The organism is Corynebacterium sp. HMSC08A12 (assembly GCF_001807485.1).
In the GTDB taxonomy this organism is placed as follows: domain Bacteria; phylum Actinomycetota; class Actinomycetes; order Mycobacteriales; family Mycobacteriaceae; genus Corynebacterium; species Corynebacterium evansiae.
Window position 1 is genome coordinate 65960 of record NZ_KV789188.1, and the last position, 18371, is coordinate 84330.

Annotated in this window: 16 protein-coding genes and 2 tRNA genes; 5 read left to right on the forward strand and 13 right to left on the reverse strand. The window is 58.8% G+C overall.

The window, feature by feature from the left end:
• Positions 1-77: 77 nt before the first annotated feature.
• Complete coding sequence (locus HMPREF3166_RS07715; RefSeq protein WP_070488542.1) at positions 78-1469, reverse strand: RNA-binding domain-containing protein; 1392 nt, start codon at positions 1467-1469, stop codon at positions 78-80.
• Positions 1470-1714: 245 nt separating this feature from the next.
• Here HMPREF3166_RS07715 and HMPREF3166_RS07720 point away from each other — a divergent pair, with 245 nt between their 5' ends.
• Positions 1715-2398, forward strand: a complete 684-nt coding sequence (locus HMPREF3166_RS07720; protein WP_246816964.1) for a TetR/AcrR family transcriptional regulator — start codon at positions 1715-1717, stop codon at positions 2396-2398.
• Positions 2399-2406: 8 nt separating this feature from the next.
• Here HMPREF3166_RS07720 and HMPREF3166_RS07725 read toward each other — a convergent pair whose 3' ends face one another.
• Entirely contained in the window at positions 2407-4326 is a 1920-nt protein-coding gene (locus tag HMPREF3166_RS07725) for an alpha/beta-hydrolase family protein (protein ID WP_049050534.1), read from the reverse strand.
• Positions 4327-4341: 15 nt separating this feature from the next.
• A complete protein-coding gene (locus tag HMPREF3166_RS07730; RefSeq protein ID WP_049050535.1) occupies positions 4342-4602 on the reverse strand; it encodes a hypothetical protein in 261 nt (86 codons plus the stop codon).
• 232 nt (positions 4603-4834) lie between these two features.
• On the opposite strand from HMPREF3166_RS07730, the gene HMPREF3166_RS07735 reads away from it, so the two are divergent.
• Complete coding sequence (locus HMPREF3166_RS07735) at positions 4835-5419, forward strand: hypothetical protein (RefSeq protein ID WP_070488543.1); 585 nt, start codon at positions 4835-4837, stop codon at positions 5417-5419.
• Here HMPREF3166_RS07735 and HMPREF3166_RS07740 read toward each other — a convergent pair.
• From HMPREF3166_RS07740 to HMPREF3166_RS07750, 3 genes are read right to left on the reverse strand one after another with little or no spacing between them, the layout of a single operon-like run.
• Positions 5416-6183 (reverse strand): anti-sigma factor, encoded by a 768-nt coding sequence (locus HMPREF3166_RS07740; protein ID WP_070488545.1) that lies wholly within the window; start codon positions 6181-6183, stop codon positions 5416-5418. The two genes, HMPREF3166_RS07735 and HMPREF3166_RS07740, sit on opposite strands and share 4 nt — an antisense overlap.
• On the reverse strand, positions 6180-6776 hold the full coding sequence (locus HMPREF3166_RS07745) for a sigma-70 family RNA polymerase sigma factor (protein ID WP_070488547.1): 597 nt from the start codon (positions 6774-6776) through the stop codon (positions 6180-6182). The genes HMPREF3166_RS07740 and HMPREF3166_RS07745 overlap by 4 nt, the downstream gene beginning before the upstream one ends.
• A gap of 34 nt (positions 6777-6810) precedes the next feature.
• Positions 6811-7218: a hypothetical protein gene (locus HMPREF3166_RS07750; protein WP_246816965.1), complete on the reverse strand. Its 408-nt coding sequence runs from the start codon at positions 7216-7218 to the stop codon at positions 6811-6813.
• Between the two features lie 313 nt (positions 7219-7531).
• Here HMPREF3166_RS07750 and HMPREF3166_RS07755 point away from each other — a divergent pair, with 313 nt between their 5' ends.
• Complete coding sequence (locus tag HMPREF3166_RS07755) at positions 7532-7801, forward strand: antitoxin VbhA family protein (protein WP_049050538.1); 270 nt, start codon at positions 7532-7534, stop codon at positions 7799-7801.
• Positions 7802-7935: 134 nt separating this feature from the next.
• Here HMPREF3166_RS07755 and HMPREF3166_RS07760 read toward each other — a convergent pair whose 3' ends face one another.
• Entirely contained in the window at positions 7936-9666 is a 1731-nt protein-coding gene (locus tag HMPREF3166_RS07760) for an ATP-binding protein (RefSeq protein ID WP_070488548.1), read from the reverse strand.
• Positions 9667-10017: 351 nt separating this feature from the next.
• Between HMPREF3166_RS07760 and HMPREF3166_RS07765 the strand changes: the two genes are divergently transcribed.
• Positions 10018-11919 carry a hypothetical protein gene (locus tag HMPREF3166_RS07765; RefSeq protein ID WP_049050540.1) on the forward strand — a complete coding sequence of 634 codons (1902 nt, stop codon included), beginning with the start codon at positions 10018-10020 and terminating at the stop codon, positions 11917-11919.
• Positions 11920-12082: 163 nt separating this feature from the next.
• On the opposite strand, the gene HMPREF3166_RS10455 is transcribed toward HMPREF3166_RS07765, so the two are convergent.
• The 5 genes from HMPREF3166_RS10455 to gyrA form a co-directional block, all read right to left on the reverse strand.
• The gene (locus HMPREF3166_RS10455; RefSeq protein ID WP_080722669.1) at positions 12083-12286 is read right to left on the reverse strand and encodes an integrase core domain-containing protein; all 204 of its coding nucleotides are present in this window, start codon (positions 12284-12286) and stop codon (positions 12083-12085) included.
• A 221-nt stretch (positions 12287-12507) separates the two neighbouring features.
• Positions 12508-12580 (reverse strand) — tRNA-Ala (locus tag HMPREF3166_RS07770).
• 65 nt (positions 12581-12645) lie between these two features.
• Positions 12646-12722 (reverse strand) — tRNA-Ile (locus HMPREF3166_RS07775).
• Positions 12723-12826: 104 nt separating this feature from the next.
• Entirely contained in the window at positions 12827-13522 is a 696-nt protein-coding gene (locus HMPREF3166_RS07780; RefSeq protein ID WP_070488550.1) for a DUF3566 domain-containing protein, read from the reverse strand.
• A gap of 156 nt (positions 13523-13678) precedes the next feature.
• Positions 13679-16192 carry a DNA gyrase subunit A gene (gyrA, locus tag HMPREF3166_RS07785; protein ID WP_070488552.1) on the reverse strand — a complete coding sequence of 838 codons (2514 nt, stop codon included), beginning with the start codon at positions 16190-16192 and terminating at the stop codon, positions 13679-13681.
• A gap of 413 nt (positions 16193-16605) precedes the next feature.
• On the opposite strand from gyrA, the gene HMPREF3166_RS07790 reads away from it, so the two are divergent.
• A complete protein-coding gene (locus tag HMPREF3166_RS07790; RefSeq protein WP_070488554.1) occupies positions 16606-17229 on the forward strand; it encodes a cell surface protein in 624 nt (207 codons plus the stop codon).
• 140 nt (positions 17230-17369) lie between these two features.
• Here HMPREF3166_RS07790 and HMPREF3166_RS07795 read toward each other — a convergent pair whose 3' ends face one another.
• Positions 17370-18371: an alpha/beta fold hydrolase gene (locus HMPREF3166_RS07795; protein WP_246816966.1), complete on the reverse strand. Its 1002-nt coding sequence runs from the start codon at positions 18369-18371 to the stop codon at positions 17370-17372.

Here is an 18371-nt window from a genome sequence, read left to right on the forward strand (position 1 = left end):
TACGTTGTTTATCGCAGGTCAGAGGCTCGAAATTTGTTTCTAGTAGGTTTCGAGTACCTTTCGAGTAGCTTTCCTAGCTACCTAAGCGGCCCCTTTACAGACCACACGGCACGCGGATCGCGCGGTCCATTTCCACGCCAATGAACCAGCCCAGCATCACGCATGGCCTGCAATGCACGGCGCACTGGCGGGGCCGACAAGCCCAGCGCCTCGGCAACATCACCCGTGGACATTGGCCGACCACTCATTTCTAGAGCAGCAAGCACATCCTCGGAATGACGAGGGAGACCACCCAGCACTTGGGCGTCTAAACGCTGTGTTGCGTTCAATGTAAGAACTACGCTGCCACTAGTTTGCGTATATACCGGATCAGCAAACCCAACCCGCCGCATACTTGCAAACATACGTCGGATTCCCTCACCCAGTTCCTGGCCAATGCGGAGCTCAGCGGTTACTCGCGCAATCAGAGGGTTGCGCGCAAAGCGGGCAATGGACTCCGGTTTAGTCGGATCTACAAGGCCGGGGAAGCGCCCCGGGCTAGAGACCTCAATCCGGCTCGGGAAAATTTCGAAACGAATGTGATCCCCGACCATGCTGTACGAGCGATGCACCACCGCGTTGACCAACCCCTCAAGCCAAACGTCGTGAGGGATAAGGTTCTCATCCTCGAAAAGACCCGCGCCGGTGAGCCGTCGAGTATTTGGCAGCATTCCGCTAATTGCTTCCTGAGCTGCTTGAATCTGTTGCGGTATCGGACCATCAAAACGCTGGTCATCCATCAACTGCTGCATCTGGCCAGGCAATCGCTCGTCCTCGCCAAAACGTAAAACCCGGATGTGTGCGTTCGGGAAGAACTCTTGAGGATTGTGCCCGAAAAGCAATATCGCAGCAGCACGTGGCCTGCCTTCCCGGTCAATCAGGTTGCGCGCCTTCAGAGCATCTTCGGCACTCGAAGAACCAATGGTCTCGGCATAAGTCTCAACCAGATCCATGTTGAGGTCGTTCGGGGTAGCGTTCGCGGGAACCGTGGCATCGTATTGCTGCTCACCCTTGGTGTAACGAAGCTCCAGAATGTCATCAGCCCTCAAGTGCTTCGTTTCATCACCCACTCGCAAGAAGCAGTCCCCTGACTTCAGGTAATGGACCCGCTCACTGGGCAAGACGTGGAAAAGATACACCTGCGTACGATCATCCACGTCGCACAACTCGATCTGGACGCGAACCGTCGGATCCGTGTGATCCAACGACGTCTGCCGCAGAGCATTGTCTTGGGTAGCGGTCGGCTTTCCTTCGAATTGCCGGTCCGAAATGCCAACCGCAATTACGCCGCCCTCAGAATTGGCCATGCCGACAATTGTCTTAGCCAAGTCCTTCGGCTTAATGCGGAAAGATTTGCGCTCGAACCACTGGTCTTCGGGGAACTGCAGAAGCTGGTTCGGCTCCTCGTGGAGATTTCGCTGCACACTCACAATCTAACATTCTACTCGAAACATTTTCGAGTACGTTGTTTATCGCAGGTCAGAGGCTCGAAACTTGTTTCTAGTAGGTTTCGAGTACGTTTCGAGTAGCTTTCAAGTAGCTCCTTTCGCAACCTTGGAAGCCGATAGGTTAGCCTGAAAGAAAGCTATGCATACCCGCAATAACAGCGATGCTGGGGCGGGCGTGGTTGTAACGGTAGGCGTCACCAAGAGAAGAAAGAGGAGTGAATCCGCGCGTGCGAACAGGCGAGCAACACATCGATACCGCCGCGTGGATGCAGGCCATCTTCAACCGCAGCGAGCAGGCCGACACACGCCGCGAACGGACCAAGCAGGCGCTGCTACGGGCCGGCATCGAGCTGATCGCCGAGGAGCAGACGGATCTTTCCATCCTGGCGATCACCCAGAAGGCCGGGGTCTCGAACGGCAGCTTCTACAACTTCTTTAAAGACCGCACGCAGTTCTTCGACGCGGTCGCCGAGTACGCGGTAAACAACCTGGCCAGTATTTTTGACCTGGCGGCGGACCAGGATCTGGACTCGATCGACGCGGCGGCGACGAACATCCGCATCCTGGCGTATGCGCATCGCCTGGTGCCGACGCTCTCGAAGTCGATTGTGCGCCGCTCCCCAGACTTCTACACCATGCCCAACGAGCTGGTGCGCAAGCTGCGCGAACGGATCAGCGCGGGTGTGAACGACGGTTCCTTCCACGTGGCCAGCACCGAAACGGCAGCGGCGATTATCTTCGGCGCCAACGCGATGCTGGGGCAGCGCCTGCATGAGGATCCGACGTTGAACAGCAGGACCGCCGGGGACGACCTGGCGCTGGATCTGCTGCGCATGCTGGGGGTTAGCGAGGAGCGCGCCCTGCAGGCCATCGCACGGCCGATCGACGAATACCTGACGCCACCGCAATAGGCGCGGGGCTAGTCCTCCCGTGCCACGCCGAAGCCGAAGCGGTCGAGGAAGCGGTCTTCCTCCCGGCGCGTGTCCCGCGAATGCTCCGTGATCCAATCCGTAATGCGCTGCTGCAGCTCCGGATTCAGGGGCGCGCGCACCAGGTCGGGGCCTAGGATCCGCTCCCAGGTGGGGACCATGATTCCGCGGTAGTTATGGCCGTGACCTGCGGGAGTCTGCTTGGAAGTCAGCATGTCCATAGCCACCTGCCAGCCGGTGGTAAACGGAATCCAGCGGAGTTTATGCACTACATCGTTGTGCTGGGTGGCCGGTGCGGGCACGCCCCGGGCGCCGGATTCGCGCAACCAGTCTGGTTCCTTCCAGAACAGATCCGTATCCCACCACACGATTGCATCGGAGGCGTGCTGCACCACGGCCACCCGCGGATGCTGCCACTGCTGGCCGTATTCCTGGCCGCGCCAGTCGCGGTCCAAGTGGTCGGCGTGGCTGATGAAGCGCACGTGCCGGCCTTGGTCGTACAGCGGTAGGCGCTCTGGCGAACCTTCACTGCGGTAGGTAGTCATGTCGCGGATCATTTTGGTGAAGCGTGGCGCGCCCGACAGCACCGCCCCGTCCACCTTCGCCAGCATGTCCTCCAGCCCATCGAAAGCTGCTGCCGTGCCATACGCCCCCAGGGATTCGCCGGTCACAAACACCTTTGGCGCATTGGGCATGCCGTCTAGCAGCTCAAACACGGCGTCAATAAGTAACTTGGCAGCGCGCACCGGGGTATCGCGGTCAAGAACGTAGGCGACGGGCGACTGCACGTAGGAGTACTGCATCGCCACGTTCACGCAGTTGCCGCCCGTGAGGAACTCGACGGTATCCAGCTGCCAATCCGGCACCCAGCCCGTGCCGGTGGAGGTGTGGATGACGATGGCCGAGCGGTGCAGGGCGCCCGTCCGCAGCAGCTCCCGTTTCACCAGTTCAACGATGCTTTCCAGCGTGCGCCCGGGGGCCAGGCCGCCGTAGATGCGGATCGGCTCGTGCACGTCGGTCAGGCCCGTGACCTCCGTGATGTCGCGCGCCCTAGGCCCACCGCCGACCAGCACACGGCCTTGGGCGCCCAGGGAGATCCACCTTTCATGCGACCACACCGAACCGGAACGCTCGGGCTCCCAGGGTTGCTGGTAGCCCCAGTACACGCGGCGGTTGACGAGCTCGGCCTTCTCGTTGAACTTCTCGAGGAACTGCCGTAGCAGGATCTTGTCGGAGATGAGGTAGGCGATGACGCCCACCGCTCCAGCGGCCACAGGCACAGCAACGGGGGCGGGGACGAACCGGCGCAGCGAATGCCGGGTGAGGTCGAAGCTGGACTGTAGTAGCTCGCCGAGCAGGAGAAATGCGCCGTAGCCGAGGGTGCTGACGGCCACTCCAACGAAGGCGGAGGGGGCGCCGAGGCGCTGGCTGTTCACCAGCGCGGCGGATTCGCCCTGGCGCTTGTAGAAGCGGTAGGCGGCGACGGCGGTGGCCAGGGTGACGGCGGCGTGCATGGCGCGGTAGGCCTCGCGGTAGCCGGGCTTGTTCACGAGTTCCCGCAGGTCCAAGCCGGCGGCGCGGAAGGCGGGCAGTACTGCGCTGGCGATGATGGTGCCGTTGAAGTGCCCGACCGTCTGGGACGTGGAGGCGTTACCGGCCACGGCCCACCAGGGGTGCGGCAGCAGGGAGGGCGAGAGGGCATTCCACATGCCGATTTCCGCGCCGATGATGGCGAATCCGCGGCGGGGATCCAGGGCATAGCGCCTGTTCAGGCGCACGCCTGGGAAGAGGTTGGCGTAGAGGTCAATCGCGCCGGCGGCAGCGCGGAAGGAGTAGGACAGCGTGGTGAGGGAGGCCCACTTCGCCCGCCGTTTTAGGCCCGGGAGGATTCTTCGCCGCAGATTACGCATGGATGGTGGTCGGTTCTAGTGCTGGGCTCCACGCAGGGTGGTGTGCGTGACGTAGTACTCTTCGTAGTCCCGCAGGGTGCGGGCTTTCTCGTTGAGACGGGCCATCACGGCCTCGCGGGCGCTGTCGCGGTCGTTGTAGAACTCCAACGGGTCGCCGACGCGGACTTCCTCGCCACGCTCCACCAGCATGTACGCCTTACCCTCCGGGCCGACGATGGTCTGCGGCGTGCCGGTGAAGGGGTCGGTGTAGCGATACGTGGTGGTCGTGCCGGTCATTAGTCGTGGGGCTCCCTGGGTTGGGTTTGCGGTTTGATTAGGGTCGCTGATTCCACATTACTTGCAGCGACGGGGGCTGATCTACACAAATGGGGGTTTAGCACCTCGGCAGAGGCCGAACTCAGAGCAAACCCTCTCGGGGGCACCCTTTTGCATACCTCAGCAAACAATTATGTTTCTTATTCACCGTTAAGTATATGATTTCCCTGACCATTATCTTTTAGGAGTAAAAATGCGCCGCTACGCACTTGCGATCGTCACTGCAGCTTCTCTTGGCCTCGTGGCCTGCAGCTCGAGTGATGAGCCGAAATCCACTACCGCTGGAACCATCACCGCAGCTGAATCCGCGCCTGAGAATGAGGAGTCGACCGAAGACGAAGGTGACGCTGGCGAACTGAACAAGCCGCTTAGGATCTCTACTCTCAGCGACAATGACGTGTTCATGACCATCAAGGAAATCTCCCTGGGTAAGGAATGCCGCTTTGGGGTAGACGATCCGGAGTACTCTTTCGACCAAATGAACGACGATCAGCAATACCTACAGATCCTTGCTGAGATCGACGTGCAGAAGCTGGACAATCCCGCCAGTGGTGGCTCGGTCTACCTTGACAACCCTAAAGCAGTGGACGGTGATGGCTTCGCTAAGGAAGCCGAGCTCGGGTTCGACTGTGAACAAAGCGAAGGATACGAAGACTGGGGAGAGGGCACCGAAGTGGGCGACAAGTCTCGTCGTTACGGAGCCTTCATCGTGCCGAAGGGCGTGACCGAAGTCCGCATCCAGGGCAAGAAGTTCGCTGTGGAGCCCGAAGGGAACTAGAGCTTCCCCTCGGCCAGCACGGTCCCGCCCGGCGCGGCGCTGCCGTCCATCGGCTCCTCGGTGACGCGCACCATCATCGTGTCCGCGGGCAGCGGCATCCACACGTTGTCGTGCGGGTCCTGACCAATCACGCCGGCTGATCGGGCGGCGCCGCTTTTGTTGATAGACCACACCTGCGCGCCCATGCCGTCCTTCAGTACGGGCGCGCCGTTGACCATCGCCCCGCCGGAATCCATCTCCGCCGAGACCACCACGTCCAGCGTTGACCCTTCGGCCTTCAGCGAAACACTGCGCACGTCACCCATCGCCATGATGGAGTGCATGTGGTCTTCCGCCTCCGCACCCTGCATGGGCTCCTCACCGTTCGCACCCTGACCAGCTCCTTCGGAGTCTGAGAACACCTCCGGGGCGTCTCCCCCACCGTCTTCGACGGGCTGGTTGGTGTTGTTCTCTGCAAGGTCGGCGTTCTCGCCGCCACCCCATAACCCGCTAGTGGTGCCCACAATCCCCACGCCGGCCAGCAGAACAACTGCGGCAGCCGCGGCAAAGGCAGTGCGCGCGAATCCACGACGAGCTCCGCGCGCCTTCGACATAGGCACTACGTTATCCTCACCGGCCTCTGCACCCGGCGCGACCTGCGGATACTCGCCCGAAGCGATCGCATCCATAATGTTCGACTTCAACTGCGGCGGAGGCGCCACCGGTCCGGCCAAGTCCGCCAGGTCGGCTTCTAGCTCGCCGAAGTCCGGCTTCTCGTCTTTCATCGGGCACCCCCTTCCGCCAGTGCGTCACGTTGTTCTTTAAGGATCTTCTCTAGCTTACGAAGCCCATCACGCACGCGCGTCTTCGCAGTTCCCAGCGGTACACCGGTGGCTTCCGCCAGTTCCGCGTGAGTCATGTCGCCGAAGTAGGCCAGCAGAATCGCGGTCTTGTGCGGCTCGCCCATGATCTCCAGCGCGGTCCGCACGGCGTGGCGTTGCACGTTCCTTAGCGCCTCGTCTTCCACGCTTTCTTTATTTATTGACGCCACCAGGAAGGCCTCCCGGTCATCCCGTTTCATAGTGGCGATGGCGCTTCGAACCCGGTCAATGGCGCGGAGCCTCGCCCGGCGGAGGATCCATGCTTTGGCCAAACCTTTGGCTGGGTCGAAGTCTGCAGCGTGCTGCCATACTTCGATGAAAACTTCCTGGGTGACTTCCTCCGCCTGCGCTTGGTCGTGGAGAATTTGCAGCGTGAGGCCCAGGACATTCGGGGCGATGTGGTCGTAGAGGCGTGCGAAAGCCGCCGCATCACCCTGTTGGGTGAGCAGCATCAAGCTCTCGAGGGTTTCTCTATCGACGATGGCCACCGTTTTCATCGTAACGCCCCGGGGCCTACGACCTGCTAGCTTTCTACTTGTTCTGCTTGCCCTGCAGATCCGGCATCATGCTTTCGTCGGTCTCCATCATGTTCTCGACCTTGTCTTCCATTTTGCCGTCCATCTTGTTGTCCATCTTCTCGGACATGGCGGGCTTGTCCGGCATCATGCTCTCGTCGGTCTCCATCATGTTCTCCGTCTTGCCGGACATTTGGTCACCGCCCTTCATGTCTTCGGTCATCTCTTCTTCAGTCATTTTGCTCTCGCTGGTCATTTCGGAAGAAGTGGTTTCGCTCATCTTGGAATCCGCAGCGTCATCGTCCTCGTTGCACGCAACCAGGCCCAGACCCATCACGCCGGTCAGGGCCACAGCAACGGCGGCACGGCCCACAGAGAATCCGGCTGCACGGTTAGCTGCAGAGTTGGTCTTGCGAATCATCATTTGTACTGCTCCTTCGGGTTAGCGATCGTTTTCCACACGACCCCGTCGCAGGGCCGCTTCATTGGTACATACGGCGCCCTCCCCCACACCGGATTGGGAGTTTTCGAGAATTCTTAAATTCCCGAACACTTGCCACGAGATGCCCCACCAGTTCGCAGAAGTGCAGTAAGGCAAACAAACGTTTGATTACCGAGCAGATGAACCACTTTAGATGTCTTACCCCGTCGCTACAGTAAGTACTACATCCACCGAAGATGCCAAGGCATTTGCCCACCGTAAACAACTCAACAACATATCGGAAGGGACACAGACCATGACCCCCGACAATCGCACCGAAGATCAGAAGGCTGCTGCCGTCCGCGCCTCCATGACGATGGCCGGATACACCATGACAACCCGAGACGAAGAGGATGTCCGACGCATCCTCCGAGGAGAAATCACCGGCGACGAAGCTGTACTGGAAGTACTGGAACGACACGGTTTGGGCGACAGCGAACGCGCCGAAGTCCTCCGCACACGCATCGCTGAGAGTAAGAAGGAAAGTCAAACAGGCAAGAGTGATGACCTAACGGACAATGCGTAGAACTTCCCTGCCTAGCCGTCTCCTCAAGGATTCCCACTTTGCATCAAACTGAGAATCAAAGTGTCAAACTGCGAATGAAAGTGTGACTTTCAACGAATCATTTCACAGTTTCATTAACACTTAGACTCCAACCGCTACTCGCGGCTGTAAACCGTCGCTTTTCGCCCCTGACCCCCGACCATGGACACGTATCCCTGTGCGAGGAGTGGATCAAGTGCGTAGCGGACCTGCGCAGGAGACAGACTCGTCCTATCCTGCAACTCCTTCATTGTCGCCGACCCGTTCAAGCCAATGGCTTCATAAACTTTAGGAACGTTCTTTCCCAAGGATCGTAGAATCTGCTCGTCTGTGCTCTTACGACGCGCCTTATCGCCAGAACCGGTCTCCTCTCCGACGGCGTAATAGACGCCGTCTTCGCAATTAAGGAACTCATTATCCGAGAGCTGATCAAGCATCCGTCGACATGCTCTCTCGCCCAACGGGGCGTACATCTGCACGATGCGCTGCCGCGTCGCCCCGCCCTGACTACGTAGATTCACCAGTAGATCTTCCTCAATCGGAACGAGACGCCGCTTTCCTTGTCTTTGCAGATCCTCGAGCCATTTATCCTCGATCTCACTGAAACGTGAACCGCGGGGAAATAACACTTTAAACGTGACACCGGTATCGATGAACTGCGGCTTTGGCAAACGAGCCTCCCTCGTAGCAGTGAGAATCTCTTGAATTCCACCACCTTCACCCTCGATGACGCGCTCGCCATCCGACGTCCTTAGATAGCGTGCAATCTCATAAAGCCGCTTGTTTACAGGGGCTTTGGTCAGCTCCGGGCTTTCCAGCTGGGATGCGGATAATCCACGCAAACCACCCGGGCTGACCACTACAAGCATCTTCTCCGTAATTCGAACCTCTACTTTTTTGCCCACCTCCACGGATGGCCCTAGATCCCGGTGAACCAGGGCATTCGCCAGCACCTCTCGGATAGCCGAAGGCGGAAACTCCGGTTCATCGACAAGATGGCCAGTTTCCGTATACCTGCTCACCGTGTCCGAGTTTTGCCTGATCCAGTTCATCATCTCCACAAGCATCTCCGGCAGTGGACCTTCGATCTCCTTGAGATTTTTATGGCGCCCCATTCCATCACCTCGAGCTAACCTCACCGCAACAGTTGCGCCAAGAGCAGGTTCAACTGACTGAGGCAGATAACCGAGCGCATACAAACCTCCCAAACGAAGATTGCCCTGGTTATCGGTTACGTTAGAAATTTGGAGCAACTGTGAGTCATCGTCAATCCTGGATAGGCGAGTTCTAGACTGGCGCACCGATTCGATAAAGCTCCTTAGCGCCTCGCCATCGAGCACACCAGTATCGGTTCCATGAACAATCTGAAAATCGAAGTTCGTTTGTTGGCTAGCCGTTAGCGCAGAGAGCTCTAGCATCTTTAGATCGTTAGAGTTCATCTGATAATCGCCATCAGCTTGACGCAGGTATGCCTTGTTCTTGAACCTTGCCGGTTTCTCTGTCGGTGTCAACGGCGTGACTTCCACCACTAAAACGTGTTTTCCGTCAACAATGTGGTGAAAGAACTCAAGCTGCGGGGCCGGCTTTACTGAAGACCGGCTGACCGATGCGATCGCCTTCTGCATTTCCGCTGGGTTTTCAATACCGGTGACTTCAAAACCTTTTCGCTCGCTAACGCCAAGAATGATCGCGCCAGCTTGCGGCATATTGGCGAATGCGCATAGCGTCTCACCGATGTTCTCCGGAACACCTCCTGCCGCGGTTTTACATTCAACAAGAGTCGTGTCGTCCCCGAAGGCACGGAGCTCCCTGATCATTTCCGCAAGACATTCGGCATTCCAGCTCATGATGATCAGTCTAGATCACTTTTCACACTTTCACTACCTGCTCATTCACAGTTTGAACCTCAAAGTGCGAATCAAAGTGTTAAACAATTAGCAGTTTCACACTTTGATTTATGAGTTTGGATTTTAACCCTTAACCCGAAAGCGCTCTGGACACCACAGATACAAGAAGGGTTAATAGACAAAAGGGGATGCGGACAGAGGGTTACAGCACGTGCATATTGCCATAAATCTGCTCATCCCGTGAGCCGGCGGAATCTAGTCGATGTAGATGTTATTGACGAACGAGACTGGCCTGGAAAGCAAGAGAATATTAAAACACTCCACTGCAAACCAAAAGGTTAAACTGGCGAAATGACCATGTCACTTGACTATGTGCGCTGGATTGGAATTGCAGCGTGGACCAGTGGTTTAGCCATCCCACGAAACTGCCAGGCGTTGGCTGTTCTTCCGGGGGATTCTCCCAGAAGAATCTTAATCCAGAGCGCCGGTGGACGCGCCACAACATTCGAGGACATTGAGCGTGAGTACACACATATCCAGTGGTTGCTAGCTGGAGCTCCTAGTGATGAATCTGTGCTGGATTATGTGAACCACCAGCAGCTCTGTTTAACGCATTATGACCTCATCGACCATGACTTCGCCATCCTGGATGTCAGCGATAGCGCGTGCGGGAGCAAAAACTACTCCTTCAGGCAGTCGTCTGCAGCTGATCGCCGCCCCGACTACAGTCCCAAGGAAGCATTAGCTGCAGCTCAGCGCCTCAGCAACTCCGCGATAGGATCGGCTCTTTCAGAACATATTCCTGCCTGGAATATGGCCGAGTCATTAGGGCTGCTAGCTCTTGCTGTTCGTGAATACTTCACGGGCGCGGTAGTACGGAAACTTACTCGGAAATATGTAGAGGATCTTCGTTCGGATTCTCTAAACACCCAGGAAGTTCTCGGTTATGGCCGCCTCGCCTATAGTGTGGCGTTTAAAGTTAATGATGACTCTGCAACCACCGCTCCGGTGATCACCCTGCACGTTCAGGAAGATGATCCTCTTTTCACAGAATCTGTGTTGAGGCACATCGTTGACCGGGCACAGGCCTTCGCTAGCGCATGTGGAAGTGGCGTTCATTGCGAGTCAGTATTCCATAACATCATTTTCCACCAGGCGTTCCCTAGCACCGTCCATGAACCGGATGCTGAAGAAACACCAATCATCCTGTACCGAATCCCGCTCAGCGCTGAGCTTCTCCCTGTCCAATCCTTAACGCAGGTGTTGGGTGACAGCGCCGCCCGCACAGCCGATAACGCCCTGAGGGAGCCTCCCCAACGGAGTTTGTTAAGTATTCGTCGACTCCCAGATAGCGGCATCATACGGGTACGCAGCTTCATCCCAGGAACAAGCATCGTCGATCGTGCAATTCACCGCGGCGGCTATCTCGCATCCTCGGAACTTGTTTCTAAATTACAACAGGAAAAGGCGATGGCTGATCCTGATTGTCTCGCCGCAGCTGTAACACCGACGCTGATCTGGGAATCTCTCAGCACTTGGGGTCTCGCATCCGGCAGCACCGCAAGTTCAGTGTGTTCCGTGCTTAGCGTGCGTGCCAATAGCACCTCCGCTGTGGAAGGTTCCATTCATCAACCACTGTTAACAGTTGAGGTCGATGAGCAGGCGCCACTCGGCACTGTGGCACATGACGTGTGTGATGTTCTCGATGACCTGGGCATCGATCCCTTTACGGACTTCCCGATTGAGTTACTGTGGTTCGATCAACCGAAAGAGGCCGGCGTCAGCACCTCCTCTCCCAACGCTGCACCGCCACAGGCCACGTCGCTGGAACTCCCCATCTTATGGCCCCGTGCGTTAGGGGCACGATCAATAGCTGCCACAAATCAGGCACTCGCGCTCGCCGTCGTTCGCCGTGCTCTACGCCACTGTTGCACCAAAGGCCTGTCATGGATCGGGGTAGCTCATGCTAGAAAAACCTCTGCCAGTGGGAGGCATCTGATTAGGGTGGCGGTCGCGTTCGAGTCTGAATACGCAGACAAAGTAGCCGTCAATCAGGAATTGACCCTCGCAGTGAATGCGGTTTTTGCCGAAAACTCTATCGGTCCACATGTCACGTGCGAGGCTATCGATGCTAACCAAATGACTGACGTTTCAACATGGGTCACGGCGGCTGGGTACCATCCCGTTACTGGTTTCCTGCCTGCATATATTCAGCTTGAACACCTCGACACCGGCTATGCACCAAATTCTTGATCGCTATCACCCGAGGTTTAATACCCATGCTGGGGTGGTCTGAGAATTAGGTTCAGTAGGCTTAAGCGACTGCCTGCTGCTTTTTCTTCCAATTCTCCGCATACCTGCCCGGTTTGAGATAGCCCAACACCGAGTGCGGATGTTCAGATTTGTACCGGCGCGATCACCAGTCAACCATGACCCTGGCGTGGGTGAGATCCTCAAAAAGATTATCCTCACGTAGCTCGTCGCGCATCCGGTTATGCAATGACTCGACAAACCCGTTACGCCATGGTTGACCTGGCGAGACAAAAGCCATGAGCGCCTCATGCTCACTTGGCCCAGTCCCGCAAGCCACGTACCATGCCCGACGGTAACTCACCGTCATTAGAGTATTGGCTTATACGGGCATTCGATGGGCCGAGATGACGCTGGACACCTACGCGGATCTCCTTGACTCAGATCTAGACCGAGTGGGGACTGAAATCGACTCCCTCATACGCAAGAACGCGGCGCAGAAGAATCCTCGTGTGAAACCAGTGTGAAACAAAACAGTCAGGGCCTTGCTAGGAGTGTTCCCGGCAAAGTCCTGACCTGCGTTTTTAGTTGTGGAGCATAGGAGAATCGAACTCCTGACCTTCTGCTTGCAAAGCAGATGCTCTACCAATTGAGCTAATGCCCCTTGACTATCGAACCAAGCTTCCGAAACTATATCAGACGCTTTTATCTCTAGCGAAGAGTGTTCGATGGTGGGCCTAGGAGGACTTGAACCTCCGACCTCTTCGTTATCAGCGAAGCGCTCTAACCGCCTGAGCTATAGGCCCTCGAACGAGTAGAAACATTACCCACCAACCCGGCCAATCACCAAATCGCCTGTTCAGTAGCGGTTTTTATGGCCGGAAAGTGGGCGTCAAAAAGAACAAAAGAGTTAGCGATCCAGCTGGATGCGCAGACCGCCCAGAATGCTCGACGAGGCGTTGTAGATCAGCGCGGCAACGGGCGCCAGAAGGGTGAAGAGCACGACCTCGAAAAGACCAATGGCCACAACACCACCGAAGTACATTCCGGCGGACATGCCGGAGGAATCCGTCAGGTCACCAATCAACGAATCCAGACGGTCCCACGTGCCCGCAGCGCCAAGAACGATGTAGATCAGCGCCATAGCCACAAACCACACCGCAAACAGCGCCAAGTTGAAGATAAGGGCCATCTTCAGGGCACTGATCGGCTCGATGTACGTGATTGTGCGCTGCACGCCCCGCTTGGCCGGGTTGCCGGGTTTGTTGGGCTTGCTGGGCTTATTGTCGGGCTGAGCGGGCTGGGTAGCCGCGTTGGTCTCCGGCGCCTTCTGATCGGCATTCGCGGTAGCCTTCTGCCCGGTCTCCGCGGCGGCCTTGTCACCAGCCTTCGAGGTGGCCTGGTTCTTCACCGCAGCCTGATCCTGCACCGGCGCCTTGGCCTTCTCCGCCGGAGCGTTTTTAGCCTTATCCGCCGTTGCCTTCGCGTTCTTTGCGTTCTTTGCCTTCGCATTCTGCGCGTTCGCTGCGTTCTTGGCGCTCTTGGCCTGCGCGTTCTTGGCATTCTTCGCGTTCTTCGCGTTCGGCGGGGGCGTTTTGTGCGTCATCGCATCTCCGTACTTGTTCGTACTCTTCAGTACTCGTTCGTGCTCGGTTGTGCTCTTTTATGCCTTTACGACAGTAGCCTAGCGGTATCGACCGCCAGGCTACTTCGGTTCAATGCTTACCCTGCAGGCCTACCCGGACTGCCCGGGGTACTCGGCCTACTCGGATTCCGTTTCCGCCTTCGCGGTGGCCTCGGCAGACTCCTCTGCCTCTTCCTCCACGTTGCGGTCCACGGCAACCAGCTCGTTGCCCTTGGCCAGGTCCACCAGGCGCACGCCCATCGTCGCGCGGCCGCTGTGGCGGATCTGGCTGACCTCGGTGCGGATCACACCGCCGTTGGAGGTCATGGCCAGGATCTCGTCGTCGTCGTTGACCGTCAGCGCGCCGATCAGCTTGCCGCGCTTCTTGTCGTACTTAAACGCAACCACGCCCAGGCCGCCACGGCCCTTCGTCGGGTACTCCTCCATCGGAGTGCGCTTGCCGTAACCGCCGGAGGTAGCCACGAACAGGGAAGAATCCTCTGCCACGACCGTCAGCGCCAGCAGCTGGTCCTCCTCGCGGAAGCGCATGCCCTTCACACCGGCGGTAGCGCGACCCATCGGGCGCAGCGTCTCATCGTCGGCGGTGAAGCGCATAGCCTGGCCCTCTTCGGAGACCAGCAGCAGGTCGTCCTCGGCGGTGCACAGCTGCGCACCGACCAGGCGATCGCCCTCGTTGAGGTTGATGGCAATCAGGCCGCCGGAACGGGCAGTGTCGTAATCCGTCAGGCGGGACTTCTTCACCCGGCCGTGAGCGGTAGCCAGCACCAGGTACGGGGCATCCTCGTAGGACTGGATCTGGATAACCTGGGCGATCTGCTCGCCCGGCTGGAACTCCAGCAGGTTAGCCACGTGCTGGCCACGGGCCGTGCGGGTGGCCTCCGGCAGCTCGAAGGCGCGCAAGCGGTACACGCGGCCGAAGTTGGTGAAGAACAGAATCGTGTCGTGCGTCGAGCAGACAAAGAAGTGGCGTACCACGTCATCCTGCTTCAACTCGGCGCCACGCACGCCCTTGCCGCCGCGGCGCTGGCTGCGGTAGCTATCCACCTTCGTGCGCTTCGCATAGCCGGTGGAGGTGATGGTCACAACCACGTTCTCGCGGGCAATTAGGTCTTCCTCGGACACGTCGCCGGAAGCGGCGATGATCTGCGTGCGGCGCTCATCGCCGTACTTATCCACGATCTCAGCCAGCTCGGTGCGGACGATGTCGCGCTGGCGCTGCGGGGATTCCAGGATCGCCTTCAGGTCGGCGATCGTCTCCTCCAGCTCCGCCAACTCGTCAATGATCTTCTGGCGCTCCATCGCGGCCAGGCGGCGCAGCTGCATAGCCAGGATGTGGTCTGCCTGCACCTCGTCGACATCCAGCAGGTCGATCAGGCCGGTGCGGGCCTCGTCCACCGTCGGGGAGCGACGGATCAGGGCGATGACCTCGTCCAGCATGTCCAGCGCCTTCACCAGGCCACGCAGGATGTGAGCGCGCTTTTCGGCCTCATCCAGGCGGTACTGGGTACGGCGCACGATTACGTCGATCTGGTGGTCCACGTAGTGGCGCAGCATCTGGTCCAGGCGCAGGGTGCGCGGCACGCCGTCCACGATGGACAGCATGTTGGAGCCGAAGCTGGTCTGCAGCTGGGAGTGCTTGTACAGGTTGTTCAGCACCACGCGCGGCACAGCGTCGCGCTTCAGAGTGATGACGATGCGCATGCCCACACGGTCGGAGGATTCATCGTCGATCTTGGAGATACCGGCGATCTTGCCGTCGCGGATCTGCTCCGCAATAGAAGCCACCAGGTTGTCCGGGTTCACCTGGTAGGGCAGCTCGGTGATGATGATGACCTGGCGGTTGCCTTCTTCCTCAATGCTGGTCACGCCACGCATGCGGATGGAGCCACGGCCGGTGCGGTAGGTGTCCTGGATGCCCTTGTCGCCGACGATCAGGCCGGCGGTCGGGAAGTCCGGTCCCTTCACCCGCTCCATGCAGGCTTCCAGCGCGTCGGCTTCCTCAGCCTCCGGGTTGTCGAGCAGCCAGTAGATGGCCTCCGCCAGCTCGTTCAGGTTGTGCGGCGGAATGTTGGTAGCCATACCCACGGCGATGCCGCCGGAGCCGTTCATCAGCAGGTTCGGCACGCGGGACGGCAGCACTGTCGGCTCGGTGGTCTTGCCGTCGTAGTTGGGCTGGAACTCGACGGTGTTCTCGCGGATGTCGCGCACCATCTCCATCGCCAGGGGCGTCATGCGGCACTCGGTGTAACGCATGGCGGCCGCGCCGTCATTACCGCGGGAACCGAAGTTGCCCTGGCCGTCGACCAGCGGGTAACGCATGGACCACGGCTGAGCCAGACGTACGAGGGTGTCGTAGATCGCGCTGTCGCCGTGCGGGTGGTAGTTACCCATCGTGTCGGCGACAGGCTTTGCGGACTTCACATAGCTGCGCTCGGGGCGGTAGCCGTTGTCGAACATCGCGTAGAGGATGCGTCGGTGCACGGGCTTCAGACCGTCACGGACTTCGGGCAGGGCGCGTCCGACGATCACGCTCATGGCGTAATCGATGTAGCTGGACTTCATTTCCTCCTGCAGATCGATCGGTGTGATTCGATCAAAGAGGTTGTCGCTACCGTTGTTGTCGTCGCTCACTGTTTTGAGAAGCCTTTCTGTTTAGCCTTCAGACCTATCTATTCTACCCCCTTGTTGTGGGTTTCCTGTGCTTTGGAGGCTTTGTGACGCCACCTTTCCCGCCGCGTTAGGTGAATTCGAGACAGGATCGTCTCTACGGCTTGAACTGATTTGGAACTTATAAATGAATTGTTAATACGTCAGTTACCCCCATAAGTGGGTAAACTAAAGTGGCTGGTGTGAAAAGTTGCGCATATGTGCAATATCGCGCTGACCAGTCTCTTTAAAGAGAAAGCCTTGTTAACCCACCTGAGCAGGGATTTTTGTAATTTCTAGCACTGAAAAATCCCAGGGCGAAAGCTACTTTAAAAATGTCCGACGTTTCACCCAGAAGCCAAACGGTTTGGCTACACACGAAAACACAGGAGAAAGACATGAAGCTGTCCAAGAAGATCACCGCTACCGCCGCTGCTACCGCCCTGGCTTCCGCAGCCCTGCTGACCCCGGTTGCTAACGCTCAGGAAGAGGGAGGCTCCCCGGCTCCGGAGGCTCCGGCCGAGGGCGAGCAGCCGGGCGAAGGCGAGGGCGACGAGAACGGCAACGAAGACGACCAGACCGGTGACGACAGCACCGAGGACGAGCCGGCCGGCTCCTCCAACATGAGCAAGGAAGACAAGATCGCTGCTGGCATCGGTGGCACCATCGTTGGCCTGGGCGTTCTGGGTGCAGTCCTGGGTAACGCCGGCGACAAGGGCGAGGACAAGGCCGACGACGAGGCTGAGGCTCCCAAGGACGGCGAGAAGGAAGAAGCTCCGGCTGAGGGCGAAGAGGCACCGGCCAAGGAGGACATCGAGGCTCCGGCAGCTGAGGCTCCAGCCGAGGGCGAGGCTGAGGCACCGGCCGCAGAGGCTCCGGCTGCAGACGCTGAGGCACCGGCAGAGCGCAACGTTCAGCTGGCTAACACCGGCGTTAAGCCGGAGATCTCCATCCTGGCTGGCCTGGCTCTGATCTCCATGGTCGCAGGCGCTTGGATGATGTTCGCTCGCCGCCAGGCATAACTCACGCTTCTACTGCGTAATCACGGAAAAGCGGATCACGCCTTCCGCTGAACCCACGAACCCGCGGCTCCTTCTCACTCTGGAAGGGCTGCGGGTTTTCCCATACCTTCGGATGCTTTAGGCACGCTCCGGGCGCACCGCTAGTCGGCCATCCCCCGCCAGAACTCTTCCAGCCGATCGGAAACCAACTCCGGCTCCCGCGCCCAACGGTTATGCCCCAGCTGCGAATCGAGCTCCTCCACCTGCACCACATCGGCAGGCAACTCCGACCCCAGGTTCTCCGCGGAAGCTATCGGGCAATCCTCGTCGTTCGCGCAGCGCGTCAGCAGCACCGGGGTGCGCACGGACTTCTTCGCCTCTTCGTAGTCCATGTCTTGATCCGCCAGCTTGTGCAGGCGGTTTGTTTGCCCATAACGGAACCACTCACGCAGCTGCGTACCCGATTGGCGCCCATAGCCCGCCAAATCCAACACGCCCGCCGGCTGGTACCCAAACAGCAGGATATTCAGCATGATCTGGTAGGTACCGAAGCGCAGGCGCGTACGCTGCTTACCCTCAAACCCCTTGTAATACGGAGTGCCGGATCCCACGCCCATCATCCCGCGAATGCCCAGCTCTGCAGCCTCGGGGCGCGCAAGAAACAGCGCACCGATCTGTCCGCCCATCGAATGGCAAAGCATTAACGTGGGGTGATCCTTATTGACGCCCAACGCTTCCTTCGCAGCCCGAATCGTTCGCGGATAATCTTCAGAGGCCAGGTGGTGGTAACCCCACTGGTGCTTGCGGGTGGCCACGGCCGTGGAACTACCCTGCCCACGCAGCTCGCCGGTAACCACCGGGTATCCCCGGTCCGCCAACTCCCAGGCGATTGGGTCGTAATAGCGGGCACCCATTCCAAAGCCCGGCCAGACCACGATCAGCGGGCGGGCACGATCCCACGCGGCATCCGCTGGGCTGTTCGCTGAGTTCGCAGCGCTGCTGGAGGCGGTGGCGTCCGTACCTTCCTCCCCCACCTTCGCCGTGCCGGGCAGGAACAGGCGAACCTGCGACGTGGTGCCGTCGGCCATCTCAACCGGCAGCAGGGTCGGCTCGCGGCGCGGCTGCGTACGAGTGGTTTTCCCTTGGTGTTTCGAATCGCTCAC